The organism is Microbacterium sp. LWH13-1.2 (assembly GCF_038397735.1).
In the GTDB taxonomy this organism is placed as follows: Bacteria; Actinomycetota; Actinomycetes; order Actinomycetales; family Microbacteriaceae; genus Microbacterium.
The window spans coordinates 1,300,271-1,317,767 of sequence record NZ_CP151635.1; the positions used below are offsets into that span (position 1 = coordinate 1,300,271).

Below are 17,497 nucleotides of genomic sequence, written 5' to 3' on the forward strand. Positions count from 1 at the left end.
AAGTGGCCGGCGCCACGTGGGTCGAGGAGGACAACACGATGCCCGTAACCCAGCAGTCCCTCGCCGCCGAGCTGCACCACCGGCTGACGGTGGTCGCGCAGGGTGGGCCGGAGGCATCTCGTGAGCGGCACGTCGCACGAGGGAAGCTCCTGCCCCGCGAGCGCGTGACGCGTCTTCTCGACGAGGGGAGCCCCTTCATCGAAGTCGCGCCCCTGGCAGCCCATGGCCTGTACGGGGGAGAAGCACCCGCAGCGGGGGTGATCGCCGGCATCGGTCTCGTGCACGGACGGCATGTGATGGTCGTCTGCAACGATGCGACGGTCAAGGGCGGCACCTACTACCCGCTGACGGTGAAGAAGCACCTGCGTGCGCAGGAGATCGCCCTGGAGAATCGCCTGCCGTGCCTGTACCTGGTGGACTCTGGTGGGGCCTTCCTCCCCAAGCAGGATGAGGTGTTCCCCGATCGCGAGCACTTCGGTCGGATCTTCTTCAACCAGGCGCGGATGTCGGCAGAGCGCATCCCGCAGCTCGCAGCCGTCCTCGGCTCGTGCACGGCCGGTGGAGCGTACGTCCCGGCGATGAGCGACGAGACGGTGATCGTCCGCGGCCAGGGCACGATCTTCCTCGGCGGCCCGCCCCTCGTGAAGGCCGCCATCGGCGAGGTCGTGTCCGCAGAGGAGCTCGGGGGCGGCGAGCTCCATGCCCGCCGCAGCGGCGTCGTCGATCACCTTGCGGAGGACGACGAGCATGCCCTCGAGATCCTGCGGGACATCGTCGCCACGCTCCCTGCTCCGGATCAGCCCGCCTGGGAGGTGCACGACAGCCGCCCTCCTGCCGAGCTCGGATCCCTGTACGACGTCGTCCCGGTCGACGTCAACGCGGCATACGACGTGCACGTGGTCATCGATCGACTCATCGACGCCGACACCTTCCGCGAGTTCAAGGCGGAGTACGGGAAGACCCTTGTCACGGGGTTCGCCAGGCTCCACGGCCACCCGGTCGGGATCGTCGCGAACAACGGCGTCCTCTTCAGCGAATCGGCGCTCAAGGGCGCGCACTTCATCGAGCTCTGCGACCAGCGCGGCATACCGCTGCTGTTCCTGCAGAACATCACGGGATTCATGGTCGGCTCGGATGCCGAGGCCGGCGGGATCGCCAAGGACGGCGCGAAGATGGTGACGGCTGTGGCGAGCACCCGAGTGCCCAAGCTCACCGTGATCATCGGCGGCTCCTTCGGCGCGGGCAACTACTCGATGTGCGGCAGGGCCTACTCCCCGAGATTCCTCTGGACGTGGCCGGCCAGCCGCATCTCCGTGATGGGTGGGGCGCAAGCCGCGTCCGTGCTCTCCACCGTCAAGTCCGACCAGCTCGCCGCTCGGGGGGAGGAGTGGAGCGCCGACGAACGAGACTCCTTCGAGTCGCCGATCCGCGAGCAGTATGAGACGCAGGGCGAGCCCTATTACGCGACAGCGCGCCTCTGGGACGACGGCATCATCGACCCCGCTGAGACCCGCGACCTTCTCGGCCTCGCCCTCGACGTGGTCGCCCGCAGCCCACTGCCCGAACCCCGCTTCGGCCTCTTCCGGATGTGATGGCCATGACGCTCCAGAACACTCACACGTTCGACGCGGTCCTGGTCGCGAACAGAGGCGAGATCGCACGCCGGATCATCAGGACGCTCCGAGAACTCGGCATTCGCAGCATCGCCGTCTACAGCGACGCCGATGCCGACGCGCCCCATGTGCGGGAGGCCGACGACGCCGTGTGGATCGGCGCCGCTCCCGCAGCGGAGTCCTACCTCGACATCGATGCGGTGGTCGGCGCGGCCCGGGCCACGGGCGCTCAGGCCATCCATCCCGGGTACGGCTTCCTCTCGGAGAGCGTCGGGCTCGCCGAAGCGTGCGCGGAGAGCGGCATCGTCTTCATCGGCCCGTCGGTCGATGCGCTCCAGATCATGGGCGACAAGGCGACAGCGCGCGATCACGTGGTGCGTTCCGGCGTGCCGGTCGTTCCCGGATTCGATGCCCGCGGTCTGTCGGACGCGGAGATCGCCGAAGAGGCGATCGCTGTCGGATTCCCGCTGCTGGTCAAGCCGAGCGCAGGAGGAGGCGGCAAGGGAATGGAGATCGTCGCCGATGAGGCAGGGCTCGGGTCGGCGCTGGCTTCGGCGAGGCGGGTCGCAGCGTCGGCGTTCGGCGACGACGCGCTGATCCTCGAGCGACTCATCCGGCGCCCTCGTCACATCGAGGTCCAGGTCTTCGGAGACGTCCACGGGACGGTCATCGCGCTCGGCGAGCGCGAGTGCACTCTCCAGCGTCGTCATCAGAAGGTCATCGAGGAGGCGCCGTCGGCGGGCATCCCGGATGAGACCAGGGCTCGACTTCTGACCGCGGCGATCCAGGCGGCGGAGAGCGTGTCGTACGTGGGGGCCGGCACGGTGGAGTTCCTCATCGACGCGGATGCACCGGATCAGGTGTTCTTCATCGAGATGAACACGCGTCTGCAGGTCGAGCACCCCGTCACCGAGGAGGTGACCGGTCTCGACCTCGTGGCGCTCCAGCTCCGGGTCGCCGAAGGAGGGCGGCTCGACCAGGCTCCTCCCGTGCGGGGGCACGCGGTCGAGGCGCGTGTCTACGCCGAGTCGCCGGAGCGCGGATTCCTGCCGTCCACCGGCCGGGTGCTGCTGTTCGATCCGCCTCAGGGCGTGCGGGTGGATGCCGCGGTGGAGACGGGCTCCGAGGTCACGGGCTTCTACGACCCGATGATCGCGAAGGTGATCGCCGTCGCCTCCGACAGGGAGACAGCCCTTCGCCGTCTGGATGAGGCGCTGGCGCGCACGGTCGTCCTCGGTGTGGACACGAACATCGACTTCCTGCGCACGCTGTGCCGCGACTCGCGGGTGATGGCCGGGGATCTCGACACGGGGCTGATCGACACTCTGCTGCCGCTGCTGATCGCGCAGCCGACGATGTCGATGCTGGCCGCTGCGAGGGGCTGTGTGCTGCGCGACGGCGTCTCAGGTTCAGACGACAGAACCTCCCACCGTGCCGGCGCCGTATGGGCTGCGCGCAGCGGTGTCGCGACGCGCGAAACCGCGTTCCTCACCGATCAGGACGAGGTCCTCTTCGCATCCGAAGCGCCCGACGGCCACCGTCAGGAGGTCGCCGTCGCCATCGACGGCGACGGCGCGGTCTGGGTGAGCGAGGACGGGCGCACCGCACGACTCCGGCCGATCGACCGCCGCCAGCGCATGCAGCGACGCCTGCAGGCACGTGATGAACGCGACGAGTCGACCGGCCCAGATGCCCGTGCGCCGATGCCGGGGAGCGTCGTCGCCGTGCACGTGGTCGACGGTGACTCGGTGACGGCGGGCACGCCGATCGTCTCGATCGAGGCGATGAAGATGGAGCACCCGGTGCGCGCCCCGCATGACGGGGTCGTGCGCCTGCTGGTCGCCGTGGGCGATCAGGTGCGGCGCGACCAGCCGGTCGCCCGAGTGATGACGGAGGAGAACCGATGAGGGAAGATCTGACCGACGAGGAGCGCGAGCTCGCCGCGATGGTGCGCGACTTCGCCGACAGCGTCGTCGCGCCGCAGTCGTATGAGGCCGATCGCACCCACACGCTCTCGATGGACGTGGTCGGGCAGATGGGCGACCTCGGGCTGTTCGGGTTGCCGTTCCCCGAAGAGTACGGCGGACAGGGCGGCGACTACATGGCCCTGGGCGTCGCGATCGAGGCTCTCGGTCGCGTCGATCAGTCGATCGCGATCACTCTCGAGGCGGGAGTGAGTCTCGGGGCGATGCCGGTGTTCCGATTCGGAACCGAGGAGCAGAAACAGGAGCTGCTTCCTGATCTGCTCGCCGGTCGCGCTCTCGCAGGATTCGGTCTGACCGAGCCCGAGGCCGGCAGCGATGCGGGGGCGACTCGCACCACGGCCCGCCTCGACGGTGACGAGTGGGTGATCGACGGGTCGAAGCAGTTCATCACCAACTCCGGGACGCCGATCACCCGATTCGTCACAGTCACCGCCGTGACAGGGAACGAGAACGGACGCAAGGAGATCTCCACGATCATCGTCCCGAACGGCACCCAGGGCTTCACGGTGGAAGCGCCGTACGACAAGGTGGGATGGAACGCCTCCGACACGCATCCGCTGACCTTCGACGGTGCGCGCGTACCGGCGGGGAACCTCCTCGGCGAGCGGGGGAGCGGCTTCCGCAACTTCCTGAGCATCCTGGACGAGGGGCGTATCGCGATCGCGGCGCTCTCGACCGGCGCGGCAGAAGGATGCCTCGAGGCAGCCGTCGACTATGCGAAGAGCCGCACGATCTTCGGAAGTGCGCTGAGCACCCGTCAGAATGCGCAGTTCACCCTGGCCCGGATGCGTGCCCGGGTGCACACGGCCCGGCTCGCCTGGCATCACGCGGCGCGGTTGCGAGACGGAGGACGGCCGTTCGCCGAGCAGGCGGCGATCGCCAAGCTCGTCGCGGGCGAGGCCGCCATGGACAACGCCAGGGATGCGACGCAGATCTTCGGCGGAAACGGGTTCATGAATGAGTTTCCGGTCGCACGTCACTACCGCGACTCCAAGATCCTCGAGATCGGTGAGGGCACCACCGAGGTCCAGCTCCTGGTGATCGCGCGGGCGCTCGGACTCGCCGGGTAGCGTGGCAGCATGAGCGCACACGACATCGTCCAGCGGGGGCTCTTCTTCGAAGAGTTCGATCTGGATGCCCGGTATCTCCATCGACCGGGGCGTACCGCCACTGAGGCCGACAACGTGCTCTTCACGACGCTCACCATGAACACGCAGGCGCTTCATCTCGATGCGGCGTTCGCGGACGCGCAGGAGCCCTTCGGCGCTCGCCTGATCAACTCGATGTGGACGCTGTCGACGATGGTCGGCGCATCGGTAGCCCAGCTCACACAGGGGACGCTCGTCGCGCAGCTCGGCTTCGGCGACGTCGCATTCCCGCACCCGCTGTTCGCAGGCGACACCCTCTACACCGAGAGCGTGATCACCGAGAAGCGCCTCTCGGCCTCGCGCCCCGGACAGGGGATCGTCACCATCGCGCACACCGGACGCAACCAGAGCGGAACGGTCGTCTCCACGGCCACGCGTTCGGTGCTCGTGCGGTGCCTGCCCGAAGGGGGAGCTCGATGACCTTCGAACTCGGCCCGGCATTGCTGTTCTGTCCGGCTGATCGCCCCGAGCGATTCCGCGGGGCGCTGGAGAAGGCGGATGCCGTCATCCTCGATCTCGAGGACGCGGTGCTCCCGGATGCGAAGGCAACTGCCCGGGGTAATCTCATCGATGCCGACCTCGATCCCGACCGGGTGATCGTTCGGGTCAACCCGCCGGGGTCAGAGGCGTTCGCGTCAGATCTGTCGACGCTCTCACAGACGGACTTCCGCACCGTCATGGTCGCCAAGACCGAGAATGCCGACAGCCTCAGTGCCTTCGATGAGAGGTTCTCTCTGATCGCGCTGTGCGAGACGGCGCGGGGCGTGCACGCCGCCGATCGGATCGCGGCGCATCCGCAGATCGTCGCGGTGATGTGGGGAGCGGAAGATCTGGTGGCGTCCCTCGGGGGCACGTCGAGCCGTCGTCCGACCGGCGGCTATCGCGATGTCGCCCGCTATGCGCGATCTCGGGTGCTTCTGGAAGCCGGCGCCCACGGCAAGGGTGCGATCGATGCGGTGCACATCGACATCGACGACATCGCCGGGCAGCGCGCTGAGGCCGAGGATGCAGCGGCATCGGGATTCGCGGCGACCGCCTGCATCCACCCGAGTCAGATCGCGGCGATCCGAGACGCCTACGCACCCGCAGCGGATGCTCTCGAGTGGGCGCGGGCCGTGCTCGACGCGGCCGAGTCCGAGCGCGGCGTCTTCCGCTTCCACGGACGGATGATCGATGAACCGGTCCTTCGGCATGCTCGTTCGCTGCTCTCCCGAGCGCGCTGAGGCGGCTCGGGGCGACGCGCGGCCCCTCGGCCAGCCAGTCAGATGAGGACGGACTGATCCAGCAGTCGCAGCATCCCCGGCGCCGCCTCGAAGCGGTAGGCGGATCCGTTGACGATCGGTTCACCGTCACGGGGAAGAGTGCCACCGGACACGTGCGAGATGAGCGAGCGGATCACGCCGCCATGGGCGACGACGATCACGGATTCGGCGACGGGCGTCGAGCGCCGACGAGAATCACGGGCGATCGCGTCCAGAGCACCCATCGCCCGCGCGGCCACCTCATCGAGCGTCTCCGCTCCGGGTACCGGTGCCAGCCAGTCGCCGTAAGTCCTCATGTACTCGGAGACGAGCATCCCCTCTCCTTCGCCGAACTCGCGTTCCCGGATGTCCGGCACCAGCACGGGTGCGCTGAGGCCGAGCTGCGCCGCGATGATCTCGGCGGTCTCACGCGCGCGCAGAAGTGGACTGCTGTAGATCGCATGATGCGTGGTCCCCTCGAGACGCTCTGCGGCTGTCCGCGCATCGGCGCGGCCCGTCTCGTTCAGCGGGATGTCGGTCGAGCCCTGGATCCGGCGAGCGAGGTTCCAGTCGGTCTGGCCATGGCGGACGAGGGTGAGCAGGGTCATTCGAGAAGCTCCTGGATGGCGGGGAGCACGTCGCTGGTGCCCGCGGCGATGGTGACATCGGCCCAGACATCCGCGCGCGTCGGCTCGCGATTGATGATGATGAGGGGGATGCTGCGGCGGCGCGCGCGTTCGACGAGCCGGACCCCGGAGTTCACGACCAGCGAGGATCCGGCGACGATCATCGCGTCACTCGCACGGAGCAGCGATTCCGCGGCCTTGAAGCGATCCTGGGGGACGTACTCGCCGAAGAACACCACATCAGGCTTCAACATCCCCGCGCACACCGTGCAGACCGGGACGATGAAGCCGTCAGTGCTCTCGGGCAGCACGTCGCCGTCGGGGGCCAACGCGACGTTCTCGGGAACGGTGATCCAGGGATTGCGCTCTTCGATCTGCACCGCGATGTCGCGGCGGTCGAACACCTGGCCGCACTTGAGGCACAGCACCCTGCGCATCGTGCCGTGCACCTCGATGACGTGCGAGCTGCCTGCGCGCAGATGCAGGCCGTCGACGTTCTGCGTGATGACGCCGCTGACCTGGCCGGACGACTCCATCGCCGCGAGCGAGAGATGCCCGGGATTCGGTTCCGCTCTGGCGAAGGCGCGCCATCCGAGGTGCCCACCGACCCAGTAGCGACGCCGAGCGGCTTCGTCCGCCAGATACCGCTGGATGGTCATCGGGTCGGACCGGTTGCGAGAGCCCTCGCCGCGATAGGCGGGGATCCCGGAATCCGTCGAGATGCCCGCTCCGGTGAGCAGTGCGATCTTCCGTCCTCGAAGGAGTTCGGCGGTGCGAGCGATGGTGGCCGACAGCTCGACCGGACTCGATGCGCTCACAGGACCTCCTCCTGCGAGTCTACGGCGTGACGGATGACCGAGGCTTCGCCGCCGATCGCGAGGAGGGCGGAGCGGGCGATGGCAGACTGGGGCGCGTGGAACTTGTGCGCGTGACGAATCCGGACGATCGACGACTCGACGACTACCGCGCGCTCACAGACACGGCGCTCCGCGCTGTGAGCGACCCCGCCGGCGGGCTGTACATCGCTGAGTCGACCAAGGTGATCGCCCGCGCCGTCGCCGCAGGTCATCGTCCGCGCTCCGTCCTCGTTCAAGAGCGTCGAGTGGACGACATCAGAGCGATCGTCGGCGATCTCGATGTGCCGGTGTACGTGGTCCCCGACGAGGTGGCCGAAGCGGTCACCGGTTTTGCCGTGCATCGCGGCACGATCGCCTCGATGCATCGCCCGGAGCTGCCGACCGTGCGTGAGGTGATCGACGGCGCGACCCTGGTGCTGATCCTCGAGAACGTCGGAGACCACACCAACGTCGGCGCAGCCTTCCGGGCGGCGGCCGGGCTGGGCGCGGATGCGGTGCTGGTGTCGCCCGGGGGAGCGGACCCGCTGTACCGGCGCAGCGTGCGCGTCAGCATGGGGACGGTGTTCCAGGTGCCGTGGACCCGCATCACGGACTGGGAGTCGGCGGTCGCGGACCTTCATGCGGAGGGTTTCGACGTCGCAGCTCTCGCTCTGCGCGATGATGCCGTGACGCTCGACGCCTATGTCGCCGACCGCCCGGAACGCGTCGCGGTCGTGATGGGAGCGGAAGGCGACGGGCTCTCCCGCACTGCCCTCGAGATCGCTGACACGGTCGTGACCATCCCCATGTCCGGCGGCGTGGATTCGTTGAACGTCGCGTCGGCCGCGGCGGTGGCGCTGTGGGCGCTCACCTCGCGCTGACCCTCGAGGACGGCGGTCAGTCGAGGCCGGGGAACACGACCGGCGACGGCTCCGGACGCTTCGCCACGATGTGATCGCCTGAGGACTCGTGCCGCAGACGCCGCAGGACCCATGGCACGAGGTGCTCGCGCGCCCAACCCAGATCCTCGGAGCGTGCCTCCCGCCAGGTGCGGACCGGCAACGGCTCCGGCTGCATCGATTCGAGTTCGTTGGGAACGTTGAGTGCGCGGAGCGCCATCCTTGCGATCTCGTGATGCCCGAGCGGGTTGTAGTGCAGGCGATCATCGTCGAAGAAGCGCATGTCCTGTACGACCTTGAGCGCCCACTGGTCCGCGACGATGCAATCGTGGCGCTCGGCGATCGCGCGGATGTTCTCGTTGTAGATCGCGACCTTGCCGCGGAAAGCTCGGAAGACGGGGGTGAAGGCCGTGTCGACGCCGGTGAAGAGCAGCACGGCAGCACCGGTGGAGGAGAGCCGCGCGACGGCATCCTCGAGCTGGACCGCGATGGCGTCCGGATCGGTGCCGGGGCGGATCACGTCGTTTCCGCCGGCGCAGATCGAGATGAGGTCGGGATGCAGCTCGATCGCCGGTTCGATCTGGTCGCGCACGATCTGGGAGATGAGCTTGCCGCGCACCGCGAGGTTCGCGTAGGCGAAGTCGTCGACCTGCTGCGACAGCACCTCGGCGACGCGGTCTGCCCAGCCCCGATGATTACCGGGGTGGGAGGGATCGGGGTCCCCGATGCCCTCGGTGAACGAATCGCCGATCGCGACGAAACGTCGCCACGGGTGCGCGCTCTCATTGTCGAGATGCGGGGTCCGGGTCGAATCCTGGTCTGTCATCCAGCTCTCCTTCGCGAACAGACGCAGCACATCGATGGCGGCTGCGCAGTGATCGAGCCTACTCGGGTGCGAGCATCCTCGGCGAGGACGCGCGCGGGGGAGACCGTCAGCGTGCCGAGTGTCCGTGCCAGCGATTATCGTTGTCTCGATGCTCTCTCCGTCCTTCCCACAGCGCGCCCCGTGGGGCACCGCCAACAAGCTGCGCGCCTGGCAGCAGGAGGCCCTCGAGCAGTACTTCCAGGCCGACCAGCGGGACTTCCTCGTGGCCGCGACGCCCGGCGCCGGAAAGACGACGTTCGCCCTCACCCTCGCTGTCGAGCTCATGCGCATGGGAGAGGTGAACCGCATCATCGTCGTGGCCCCCACCGAGCACCTCAAGACGCAATGGGCCGATGCCGCGGCACGCGTGCACATCCGACTCGATCCCCGGTTCCGCAACAGCGACTGGGCTCCGGCGCGGCACTATCACGGCGCGGTGGTGACGTACGCTCAGGTCGCCGCCAAATCGTCGGTCCACCGGCATCTCACCGAGGATGCGAAGACGCTCGTGGTCCTCGACGAGGTGCACCACGGCGGCGACGCGCTCAGCTGGGGCGACGCCATCCGCGACGCCTACGGGCCGGCGAAACGCCGTCTGCTTCTCTCGGGAACTCCGTTCCGAAGCGACACCGCACCCATCCCGTTCGTCGAGTACCACCCTGACGAATCCGGTGCGCGGATCTCCCGCACCGACTACAACTACGGCTACGGGCGCGCTCTCGCCGACGGTGTCGTCCGCCCCGTGCTGTTCCACATGTACGCGGGCAAGATGCGCTGGCGCACGAGCACCGGCGATGAGCTCGAGACCCACCTCGGGCAGGACAACACCAAAGACGTCACGTCGCAGGCCTGGCGAACCGCGCTCGACCCCGAGGGGGAGTGGATGCCGGCGGTGCTGTCCGCCGCCGACCGCCGCCTCACCGAGATCCGCAATCATGTGCCGGATGCCGGCGGACTCGTGCTGGCCACGGATCAGACCGTCGCCCGCGCGTACGCCAAGATCCTCCACAGCATCACAGGTCAGCGGCCCACCGTGGTGCTCTCCGACGATGCGACCGCATCGGAGCGCATCGAGAAGTTCAGTGCCAGCGACGATCGCTGGATGGTCGCGGTGCGAATGGTGTCCGAGGGCGTCGATGTCCCTCGCCTCGCGGTGGGCGTATACGCGACCTCGTCCTCGACTCCGCTGTTCTTCGCCCAGGCGATCGGTCGCTTTGTCCGCGCCCGGCGCCGCGGCGAGGCGGCGAGCGTGTTCCTGCCCCAGGTCCCGGTGCTCATGGGGCTCGCGAACGAGATGGACAAGCAGCGCGAGCACGCTCTCGACCGGCAGTCGAAGGACGACGACGGCCTCGAGGACTCCTTGCTCGAAGCCGCGAACCGCGAGGAAGAGACGTCAGACGCGCTGACCCAGGAGTTCAGCTATCAGGCGCTGTCTTCGGTGGCCCACTTCGACCGCGTCGTGTTCGAGGGGCAGGAGTTCGGCCAGCTCGCCGAACCCGGAACGCCCGAGGAGGAGGAGTTCATCGGCTTCCCCGGACTCCTCGAACCCGAGCACGTGCATGAGCTGCTCATGCAGCGACAGGCGCGGCAGTCCCGCCTGCGTGAAGTGCGCGAGGCCGAGGCGGGGCCTGCCGAGACGACGACGCTTCCCCCGCCGCTGCACCGCACCCTGCGCGAGCAGCGGCAGCTCCTGAACAGCCTTGTGGGGCTTTACGCCAGGCAGAAGGGCGAGCCGCACGGGTCGGTCCACGCAGAGCTGCGGCGCATCTGCGGCGGCCCCGCCGTCGCGCAGGCGACGGTCACGCAGCTGCAGTCGCGCATCGAAGTACTGCGCAAGCGCGTCCGCACCTGACGCCGGACCGTTTCGGCACCGGGAAAACGCCCGGTTCGGATTCCCGAAAAGCTGGCAATCACGGCCTCCGTGACGATGCTGAGGCCGCCCGAAGCTAGCGTTGAACGGTTGCCCCGTTCGGGGGCTCCATCGATCAGGAGACGTCATGACAGCCCCCGCTGCCGCCGAGCCCGCCGCTGCAGAACCCACCCCCGCAGACCGCCGCCGCTGGGCCCGCTACCTCGTCGAGGAGCGTGCCGAGGGCATGATCTACCAGAACCTCGCGAATCGACGCACTGGCGAGGAACGTGAGATCCTCCTCAGCCTCGCCGACGCCGAACGTCGGCATGAGCAGCACTGGCTCGACCTGCTCGGCACTGAGCCTTCGAGGCTTCCCCGAGCCGGTATCCGCTCCCGCCTCCTCGGCTGGATGGCCGGTCGCTTCGGTTCGATCTTCGTGCTGGCTCTCGCTCAGAACGCCGAGGCGCGCTCTCCCTACGACTCGGAGCAGTACGCGACACCCGCGATGCGCGCCGACGAGAAAGTCCACTACGAGGTCGTGCGCGGCCTCGCCGCACGAGGCAGGCGGCGGCTGTCCGGGTCGTTCCGTGCGGCCGTGTTCGGCGCGAACGACGGTCTGGTCAGCAACCTCGCCCTCGTGCTCGGCATCGGGGCCACCGGCGTGAGCTCCGGGTTCGTGCTCTTCAGCGGGATTGCCGGTCTGCTCGCGGGCGCACTGTCGATGGGAGCGGGGGAGTTCGTGTCGGTGCGGTCGCAGCGGGAGCTTCTGGCGGCCACCGAGGCCAACGAGAATGCGGCTGCATCCGCGGCTGACCTCGACATCGACGAGAACGAGCTGGCACTCGTGTATCGCGCTCGGGGGATAGGCCAGGAAGAGGCTCTCGCCCGCGCGGGACGCATCGTCGCTGCAGCCCGAGCGGGCGTCGAACGCACCACGACCGGTCCCGTCAGCATCCACGCGGGCGATGATCACGAGATCGTCGGCAGCGACTGGACGGCGGCGATCTCGAGCTTCCTGCTGTTCGCCTCCGGAGCGATCATCCCTGTGCTGCCCTGGATCTTCGGTCTGGACGGCGCCACGGCCGTCATCGTCGCGCTGGTTCTCGTCGGAGTCGCCTTGCTGACCACCGGCGCCATGGTCGGAATCCTGTCGGGCGGACCGCCCCTGCGTCGGGCCCTGCGGCAGCTCGCGATCGGCTTCGGAGCCGCGGCGATCACGTACGTGCTCGGCCTGGTGTTCGGAGTGGGAGCGGCCTGAATCGAGCAGGCATCCGAGACATCAGGATGCGGGGCGGGCTCCGGGCGGAGTTCCGCCCCGAGCAGCCTGGAGGCGTATGGTTCTCCGGGAATGAAGAAGGCCCCGGATATCGTGAGATACCCGGGGCCTGTCTGTGCGCGGAGGGGGACTTGAACCCCCACGCCCTTACGGGCACTACGACCTCAACGTAGCGCGTCTACCATTCCGCCACCCGCGCAGGTGTTGGATGTTCGTTGCCGAACGAAGATTTACATTAGCACGAGCTTCGAGGCTCCCTGAAACCGACGGCGACGCCCGGGCGCGCCACGGCGTTTCGATAGCCTGGGCACATGACCGATCCGTCCCTTCCCGAGGTCGTTCGCATCGCGAGCGACCTGATCCGCTTCGACACCTCCAACTTCGGGGGAGGCAATGCGAAGGGCGAGCGCGAAGCCGCCGAGTACGTGGGCGCGTATCTGGAGGAGCTGGGCCTCGAGGTCGAGTACTACGAACCGATCCCGCGGCGCACGAATGTGATGGCGCGGGTCCCCGGCCGGGATCCGAGCAGACCGGCTCTGGTCGTCCACGGGCACCTCGACGTCGTTCCGGCGATGGCCGAGGACTGGACCGTCGATCCGTTCGCCGGGATCGTCAAGGACGGGATGCTGTGGGGTCGCGGAGCTGTCGACATGAAGAACATGAACGCGATGATCCTCACTGCCGTCGCCGACATCCTCCGAGCGGGGGAGCAGCCCGAGCGAGACCTCGTTCTGGCGTTCTTCGCCGACGAGGAGAACGGCGGGGTCGAGGGTTCGGCTTTGGTCGTGCAGAACAAGCCCGAGTGGTTCGACGGCGCCACTGAGGCGATCAGCGAGGTCGGCGGGTACTCGATCACCGTCGATGACCGCCGCGCCTATCTGCTGCAGGTGGGCGAGAAGGCGCTGATCTGGATCCGTCTCGTCGCGAAGGGGCGTGCCGGTCACGGAAGCCGCCTGCACGACGACAACGCCGTCACGAAGCTCGCGGAGGCCGTCGCGGCCATCGGACGGACCCGGTGGCCGCTCCGGCTCACGGCGACCACCGAAGCTCTGCTGCAGGGTCTCAGTGACCTCACCGGACGCTCGGTGGACGACCCGGATGCACTGGCTTCCGCAGCAGGCCCTGCGGAGGCGTTCCTGCGTTCGTCGTTCCGCACCACCACGAACCCCACGGCTCTCACCGCCGGTTACAAGCACAACGTGATCCCCGAGCGCGCGGAGGCACTGATCGACGTGCGCGTCATCCCCGGGACAGAGGACGACGTGCTCGCCGAACTGCAGCAGATCGTCGGAGACGAGATCGAGATCGAGATCGTCGTGCGTGACATCGGCATGGAGACGCCTTTCGCGGGAGAACTGGTCGATGCGATGGTCGCGAGCCTCGGTCGTCACGACCCCGGGGTGCCGGTGATCCCGTATCTGCTGGGAGCGGGCACGGACAACAAGGCGCTCGCGTACCTGGACATCACCGGATACGGTTTCGCTCCGCTGCAGCTTCCTGCAGACCTCGACTTCACGGGCATGTTCCACGGAGTCGATGAGCGCGTACCCGTAGAATCGCTTGTCTTCGGTCAGCGGGTGCTGGCCGATCTGCTGCGCACGTACTGAGCCTTCGGCTCGACGTCCGCGCACCACGATTCAGAAAGCTCCTCCATGCACCTGCTCGAAGCGCTCATCCTCGGCATCGTCCAGGGACTCACCGAGTTCCTCCCGATCTCCTCCAGCGCCCATCTGCGCATCCTCGGCACGTTCCTGCCCTCGGGTGAGGACCCGGGAGCTGCGTTCACTGCGATCACCCAGATCGGCACCGAGGCGGCGGTCGTGGTGTTCTTCTGGCGCGACATCGTGCGCATCATCGCGCAGTGGTTCCGCTCTCTGACCGGACGGGTTCCGCGCAGCGATCCCGATGCCCGCATGGGGTGGATGATCATCATCGGCAGCATCCCGATCGTGGTGCTCGGGCTGCTCTTCCAGGACCAGATCGAGACCGTCTTCCGGTCGCTGTGGATCGTCGCGATCATGCTGATCCTCTTCGGCATCCTGCTCGGGGTCGCCGACCACGTCGGCGCCAAGCGCCGCAAGCTCGACCAGCTGACGTACCCGCACGGCATCGCCTACGGGTTCGCGCAGGCGCTCGCGCTGATCCCCGGTGTCTCCCGCTCGGGCGGAACGATCACGATGGGGCTGTTCCTCGGCTATGAGCGCGCCGCTGCCGCTCGCTACGCGTTCCTGCTCGCGATCCCCGCGGTCTTCGGAAGCGGCTTCTACCAGGTGTTCAAGAGCTGGGACGAGCCGTCGTTCTTCTCGTTCGGCGACACGCTGGCAGCGACCGGCATCGCGTTCGTCGTGGCGCTCGGAGTCATCGCCTTCTTCATGAACTACATCTCGAAGCGCAGCTTCCTGCCGTTCGTGATCTACCGCATCCTGCTCGGAACCGTCCTCCTGGTGCTGCTCGGCACGGGCGTCATCGCCGCCTGAGCGGGGATCGCGTGCGGACGAACGTCCAGGGACTAGCGCTTGTGGTCTCCGGGGCCGTCGCCGCGGCGCTTGAGGTAGCGCTCGAAGGCCTGGGCGATCGCGTCGCCTGAGGCATCGGGGGAGTCCCACGTGTCCCTGGTGCGCTCGAGCTGCTGGATGTACTCCGTCATGTCCTCGTCGTCCGCGGCTGCGGCATCGATCGAAGCCTCCCACGCCGCGGCCTCGGTGCGCAGGTGATCGCGCGGCACGTCGACTCCGGTCAGTTCCTCGAGCCGGTCGAGCAGCGCGAGGGTCACCTTGGGTGACGGCGTGGCCGAGGCGACGTAGTGCGGCACGCTCGCCCACAGGCTCGCGGTCGGGATACCGGCGCTCTCGGCGAAGTGCTCGATGACGCTCAGGATCCCGACGGGGCCCTCGTAAAGGGACCGTTCGAGCCCGTGGGCTTCGCGGACCTGCTCGTTCTGGCTCGAGGCGAAGATCGAGATCGGCCGAGTGTGGGGGACGTCCGACAGCATCGCACCGAGCGTCACGAAACCGGTGATGTCGTCGCGGAGCGCGATGTCGATGAACTCCGAGGCGAACGACTGCCACGTGCGTGCCGGCTCGACACCGGTCAGCACCCAGAACTCCGGACCTGGACCGGGGTCGCGTGGACGCCACAGGCCGGCCTCCGGCCAGGTGAGCTGACGACGCCCCTCGGCATCCATCTTCGTCGCCGGGCGCGTGTACTGGTAGTCGAAGTACAGCTCGGGATCGATCGAGTGCACGAGGTCGTAGTCGGTGGTCTCGCGCAATGCGGCGATCGCGCCGCTCGCAGCCTCACCCGCGTCGTTCCAGCCGTCGAAGGCGACGATGACGATGCGTGAACCGAGGACATCCATCATGGGCTCCCTTCGCGATATCCGGATCGGTATCCCTCCAGGCTAGTCCGACTGCGCGGGGAGGGCGCGGAGCCACGGCTAACATGGTTCAGTGAGCAGACAGCCCCGCGCGATCCTCTGGGACATGGACGGAACACTCGTCGACACCGAACCGTATTGGATGGCTGCAGAGACGGCGCTGGTCGAGTCCTTCGGGGGCTCGTGGAGCCACGAGGACGCACTCCAGCTCGTCGGCAACGGTCTGATCGACAGTGCGATCATCCTCCAGAACGCCGGCGTCGACATGGATGCCGAGGCCATCGTCGCGCTTCTCACCGACGGGGTGCAGGAGGCACTGCGCACTCAGGGCGTGCCGTTCCGTCCGGGGGCGCGCGAGCTGCTGCAGGACCTGCGATCGGCGGGGATCCCGACCGGGCTCGTGACCATGTCCCTCCGCCGGATGGCTCTCAGCGTCGTCGACCTGATCGAGTTCGACGCGTTCGACATCGTCGTGGCCGGGGACGACGTGACCAACCCCAAACCGCATCCGGAGCCGTACCTGCACGCGGCAGGACTCCTCGAGATCGACATCGCCGACGCCGTCGTCATCGAGGACTCGCCGACGGGGCTCCGTGCCGGAATCGCCTCCGGCGCCGTGGCGCTCGGGGTCCCGCACATCGTGCCGCTCGATCATGTCGGAGCACACGAGCTCTGGTCCACTCTCGAGGGCCGCACTGCCGTAGACCTGATCGACCTGTTCGATCGCAAGAACTCCATGACGGGAGCCACCCGATGACCACCACCACCTCACCGCGGCCGAGTGGGCCGTTCCGAGAGGGCGACCGGGTGCAGCTGACCGGGCCCAAGGGTCGTCTGCACACCGTGACCCTCCGCGAGGACGGCGAACTCCACACCCACCAGGGCGTCCTGAAGCACCGCGACCTCATCGGCCTTCCCGACGGCTCCGTCGTGGCGAACAGCTCGGGGCACGATTACCTCGCGCTGCGTCCGCTGCTGCGCGACTTCGCGATGTCCATGCCCCGCGGTGCGGCGATCGTCTACCCGAAGGATGCGGCGCAGATCGTCATGCAGGCCGACATCTTCCCGGGCGCCGTCGTCGTCGAAGCCGGAGTGGGCTCAGGAGCGCTGTCGCTGTCGCTGCTCCGCGCGATCGGACCCGCCGGACGTCTGGTGTCGTTCGAGCGACGTGAGGACTTCGCGCAGGTCGCGCGCGGCAACGTCGAGACGTTCTTCGGCGCGACCCCCGACACCTGGGACGTCGTCGTCGGAGATCTGGCCGAAGCTCTGCCCGGCGAGTTCCCGGCGGGCTCGGTCGATCGGGTCGTGCTCGACATGCTGGCTCCGTGGGAGTGCATGGACGTCGTCGCCGACGCACTGACGCCCGGCGGGGTCGTGCTCTGCTACGTCGCCACCGCCACCCAGCTGTCGCGCGTCGCGGAGTACATCCGCAGCACGGGGCTGTTCACCGACCCTGAAGCCTCCGAGACGATGGTGCGCGGCTGGCACGTCGAAGGTCTGGCCGTGCGACCGGACCACCGCATGGTGGCGCATACGGGCTTCCTGCTCACCGCGCGCCGACTCGCTCCCGGTGCTGTCGCGCCCCAGGTCAAGCGTCGGGCGTCGAAGAGCAGCTACGGCGACGCCGATGTAGAGCAGTGGACCCCCGGCGCCGTCGGGGATCGCGAGATCAACGACAAGAACCTCCGAAAGCGTGCCCGTGAGGCTGCCAAGGCAGCCGAGGGCGCGCGTCTTGCATCCGGTTCGCGCGAATCCGAGTCGTCTACGGAATAGACTGGAG

At 68.1% G+C, this 17,497-nt stretch carries 16 protein-coding genes and 1 tRNA gene; 12 read left to right on the forward strand and 5 right to left on the reverse strand.

Annotation, left to right across the window (positions count from 1 at the left end):
- Positions 1-38: 38 nt before the first annotated feature.
- Genes MRBLWH13_RS06050 through MRBLWH13_RS06070 form a run of 5 tightly spaced genes read left to right on the forward strand, consistent with a single transcriptional unit; the run spans position 39 to position 5,969 of the window.
- Positions 39-1,592 (forward strand): carboxyl transferase domain-containing protein, encoded by a 1,554-nt coding sequence (locus MRBLWH13_RS06050; protein ID WP_341957374.1) that lies wholly within the window; start codon positions 39-41, stop codon positions 1,590-1,592.
- Positions 1,593-1,597: 5 nt separating this feature from the next.
- Complete coding sequence (locus MRBLWH13_RS06055) at positions 1,598-3,520, forward strand: biotin carboxylase N-terminal domain-containing protein (RefSeq protein ID WP_341957375.1); 1,923 nt, start codon at positions 1,598-1,600, stop codon at positions 3,518-3,520.
- Complete coding sequence (locus tag MRBLWH13_RS06060) at positions 3,517-4,668, forward strand: acyl-CoA dehydrogenase family protein (RefSeq protein WP_341957376.1); 1,152 nt, start codon at positions 3,517-3,519, stop codon at positions 4,666-4,668. Before MRBLWH13_RS06055 ends, MRBLWH13_RS06060 begins: the two co-directional genes overlap by 4 nt.
- 9 nt (positions 4,669-4,677) lie before the next feature.
- On the forward strand, positions 4,678-5,166 hold the full coding sequence (locus MRBLWH13_RS06065; protein WP_341957377.1) for a MaoC family dehydratase: 489 nt from the start codon (positions 4,678-4,680) through the stop codon (positions 5,164-5,166).
- Complete coding sequence (locus MRBLWH13_RS06070) at positions 5,163-5,969, forward strand: CoA ester lyase (RefSeq protein ID WP_341957378.1); 807 nt, start codon at positions 5,163-5,165, stop codon at positions 5,967-5,969. The genes MRBLWH13_RS06065 and MRBLWH13_RS06070 overlap by 4 nt, the downstream gene beginning before the upstream one ends.
- A gap of 38 nt (positions 5,970-6,007) precedes the next feature.
- Here the strand turns inward: MRBLWH13_RS06070 and MRBLWH13_RS06075 are convergent, their stop codons facing one another.
- Together MRBLWH13_RS06075 and MRBLWH13_RS06080 are read right to left on the reverse strand one after the other, a co-directional pair.
- Positions 6,008-6,595, reverse strand: coding sequence for a histidine phosphatase family protein (locus tag MRBLWH13_RS06075; RefSeq protein WP_341957379.1), 588 nt, complete (start codon positions 6,593-6,595; stop codon positions 6,008-6,010).
- Positions 6,592-7,431, reverse strand: coding sequence for a Sir2 family NAD-dependent protein deacetylase (locus MRBLWH13_RS06080; RefSeq protein ID WP_341957380.1), 840 nt, complete (start codon positions 7,429-7,431; stop codon positions 6,592-6,594). The genes MRBLWH13_RS06075 and MRBLWH13_RS06080 overlap by 4 nt, the downstream gene beginning before the upstream one ends.
- A 95-nt stretch (positions 7,432-7,526) precedes the next feature.
- Here MRBLWH13_RS06080 and MRBLWH13_RS06085 point away from each other — a divergent pair, with 95 nt between their 5' ends.
- Positions 7,527-8,330 carry an RNA methyltransferase gene (locus tag MRBLWH13_RS06085; RefSeq protein ID WP_341957381.1) on the forward strand — a complete coding sequence of 268 codons (804 nt, stop codon included), beginning with the start codon at positions 7,527-7,529 and terminating at the stop codon, positions 8,328-8,330.
- A 16-nt stretch (positions 8,331-8,346) separates the two neighbouring features.
- On the opposite strand, the gene MRBLWH13_RS06090 is transcribed toward MRBLWH13_RS06085, so the two are convergent.
- Complete coding sequence (locus tag MRBLWH13_RS06090) at positions 8,347-9,174, reverse strand: SGNH/GDSL hydrolase family protein (protein ID WP_056510246.1); 828 nt, start codon at positions 9,172-9,174, stop codon at positions 8,347-8,349.
- 148 nt (positions 9,175-9,322) lie between these two features.
- On the opposite strand from MRBLWH13_RS06090, the gene MRBLWH13_RS06095 reads away from it, so the two are divergent.
- A complete protein-coding gene (locus tag MRBLWH13_RS06095) occupies positions 9,323-11,065 on the forward strand; it encodes a DEAD/DEAH box helicase (RefSeq protein ID WP_341957382.1) in 1,743 nt (580 codons plus the stop codon).
- Positions 11,066-11,210: 145 nt separating this feature from the next.
- Complete coding sequence (locus tag MRBLWH13_RS06100) at positions 11,211-12,323, forward strand: VIT1/CCC1 family protein (protein ID WP_341957383.1); 1,113 nt, start codon at positions 11,211-11,213, stop codon at positions 12,321-12,323.
- Between the two features lie 134 nt (positions 12,324-12,457).
- Here the strand turns inward: MRBLWH13_RS06100 and MRBLWH13_RS06105 are convergent.
- Positions 12,458-12,540 (reverse strand) — tRNA-Leu (locus MRBLWH13_RS06105).
- A gap of 112 nt (positions 12,541-12,652) precedes the next feature.
- Between MRBLWH13_RS06105 and MRBLWH13_RS06110 the strand changes: the two genes are divergently transcribed.
- The gene (locus MRBLWH13_RS06110; RefSeq protein WP_341957384.1) at positions 12,653-13,948 is read left to right on the forward strand and encodes a M20/M25/M40 family metallo-hydrolase; all 1,296 of its coding nucleotides are present in this window, start codon (positions 12,653-12,655) and stop codon (positions 13,946-13,948) included.
- Positions 13,949-13,993: 45 nt separating this feature from the next.
- Positions 13,994-14,818 (forward strand): undecaprenyl-diphosphate phosphatase, encoded by an 825-nt coding sequence (locus MRBLWH13_RS06115; RefSeq protein WP_341957385.1) that lies wholly within the window; start codon positions 13,994-13,996, stop codon positions 14,816-14,818.
- A 32-nt stretch (positions 14,819-14,850) separates the two neighbouring features.
- On the opposite strand, the gene MRBLWH13_RS06120 is transcribed toward MRBLWH13_RS06115, so the two are convergent.
- Positions 14,851-15,699 carry a PAC2 family protein gene (locus MRBLWH13_RS06120; protein WP_120493361.1) on the reverse strand — a complete coding sequence of 283 codons (849 nt, stop codon included), beginning with the start codon at positions 15,697-15,699 and terminating at the stop codon, positions 14,851-14,853.
- Between the two features lie 124 nt (positions 15,700-15,823).
- Between MRBLWH13_RS06120 and MRBLWH13_RS06125 the strand changes: the two genes are divergently transcribed.
- Together MRBLWH13_RS06125 and MRBLWH13_RS06130 are read left to right on the forward strand one after the other, a co-directional pair.
- Complete coding sequence (locus MRBLWH13_RS06125) at positions 15,824-16,474, forward strand: HAD family phosphatase (RefSeq protein ID WP_341958230.1); 651 nt, start codon at positions 15,824-15,826, stop codon at positions 16,472-16,474.
- A complete protein-coding gene (locus MRBLWH13_RS06130; protein WP_341957386.1) occupies positions 16,471-17,490 on the forward strand; it encodes a tRNA (adenine-N1)-methyltransferase in 1,020 nt (339 codons plus the stop codon). Before MRBLWH13_RS06125 ends, MRBLWH13_RS06130 begins: the two co-directional genes overlap by 4 nt.
- Positions 17,491-17,497: the final 7 nt, after the last annotated feature.

Coding starts and splice junctions, on each gene's coding strand:
- MRBLWH13_RS06095 (WP_341957382.1), top strand. CDS start 9,323: ATGCTCTCTCCGTCCTTCCCACAGCGCGCCCCGTGGGGCACCGCCAAC.
- MRBLWH13_RS06060 (WP_341957376.1), top strand. CDS start 3,517: ATGAGGGAAGATCTGACCGACGAGGAGCGCGAGCTCGCCGCGATGGTG.
- MRBLWH13_RS06130 (WP_341957386.1), top strand. CDS start 16,471: ATGACCACCACCACCTCACCGCGGCCGAGTGGGCCGTTCCGAGAGGGC.
- MRBLWH13_RS06120 (WP_120493361.1), bottom strand. CDS start 15,699: ATGGATGTCCTCGGTTCACGCATCGTCATCGTCGCCTTCGACGGCTGG.
- MRBLWH13_RS06050 (WP_341957374.1), top strand. CDS start 39: ATGCCCGTAACCCAGCAGTCCCTCGCCGCCGAGCTGCACCACCGGCTG.
- MRBLWH13_RS06125 (WP_341958230.1), top strand. CDS start 15,824: ATGGACGGAACACTCGTCGACACCGAACCGTATTGGATGGCTGCAGAG.
- MRBLWH13_RS06070 (WP_341957378.1), top strand. CDS start 5,163: ATGACCTTCGAACTCGGCCCGGCATTGCTGTTCTGTCCGGCTGATCGC.
- MRBLWH13_RS06090 (WP_056510246.1), bottom strand. CDS start 9,174: ATGACAGACCAGGATTCGACCCGGACCCCGCATCTCGACAATGAGAGC.
- MRBLWH13_RS06110 (WP_341957384.1), top strand. CDS start 12,653: ATGACCGATCCGTCCCTTCCCGAGGTCGTTCGCATCGCGAGCGACCTG.
- MRBLWH13_RS06075 (WP_341957379.1), bottom strand. CDS start 6,595: ATGACCCTGCTCACCCTCGTCCGCCATGGCCAGACCGACTGGAACCTC.
- MRBLWH13_RS06115 (WP_341957385.1), top strand. CDS start 13,994: ATGCACCTGCTCGAAGCGCTCATCCTCGGCATCGTCCAGGGACTCACC.
- MRBLWH13_RS06055 (WP_341957375.1), top strand. CDS start 1,598: ATGACGCTCCAGAACACTCACACGTTCGACGCGGTCCTGGTCGCGAAC.
- MRBLWH13_RS06100 (WP_341957383.1), top strand. CDS start 11,211: ATGACAGCCCCCGCTGCCGCCGAGCCCGCCGCTGCAGAACCCACCCCC.
- MRBLWH13_RS06065 (WP_341957377.1), top strand. CDS start 4,678: ATGAGCGCACACGACATCGTCCAGCGGGGGCTCTTCTTCGAAGAGTTC.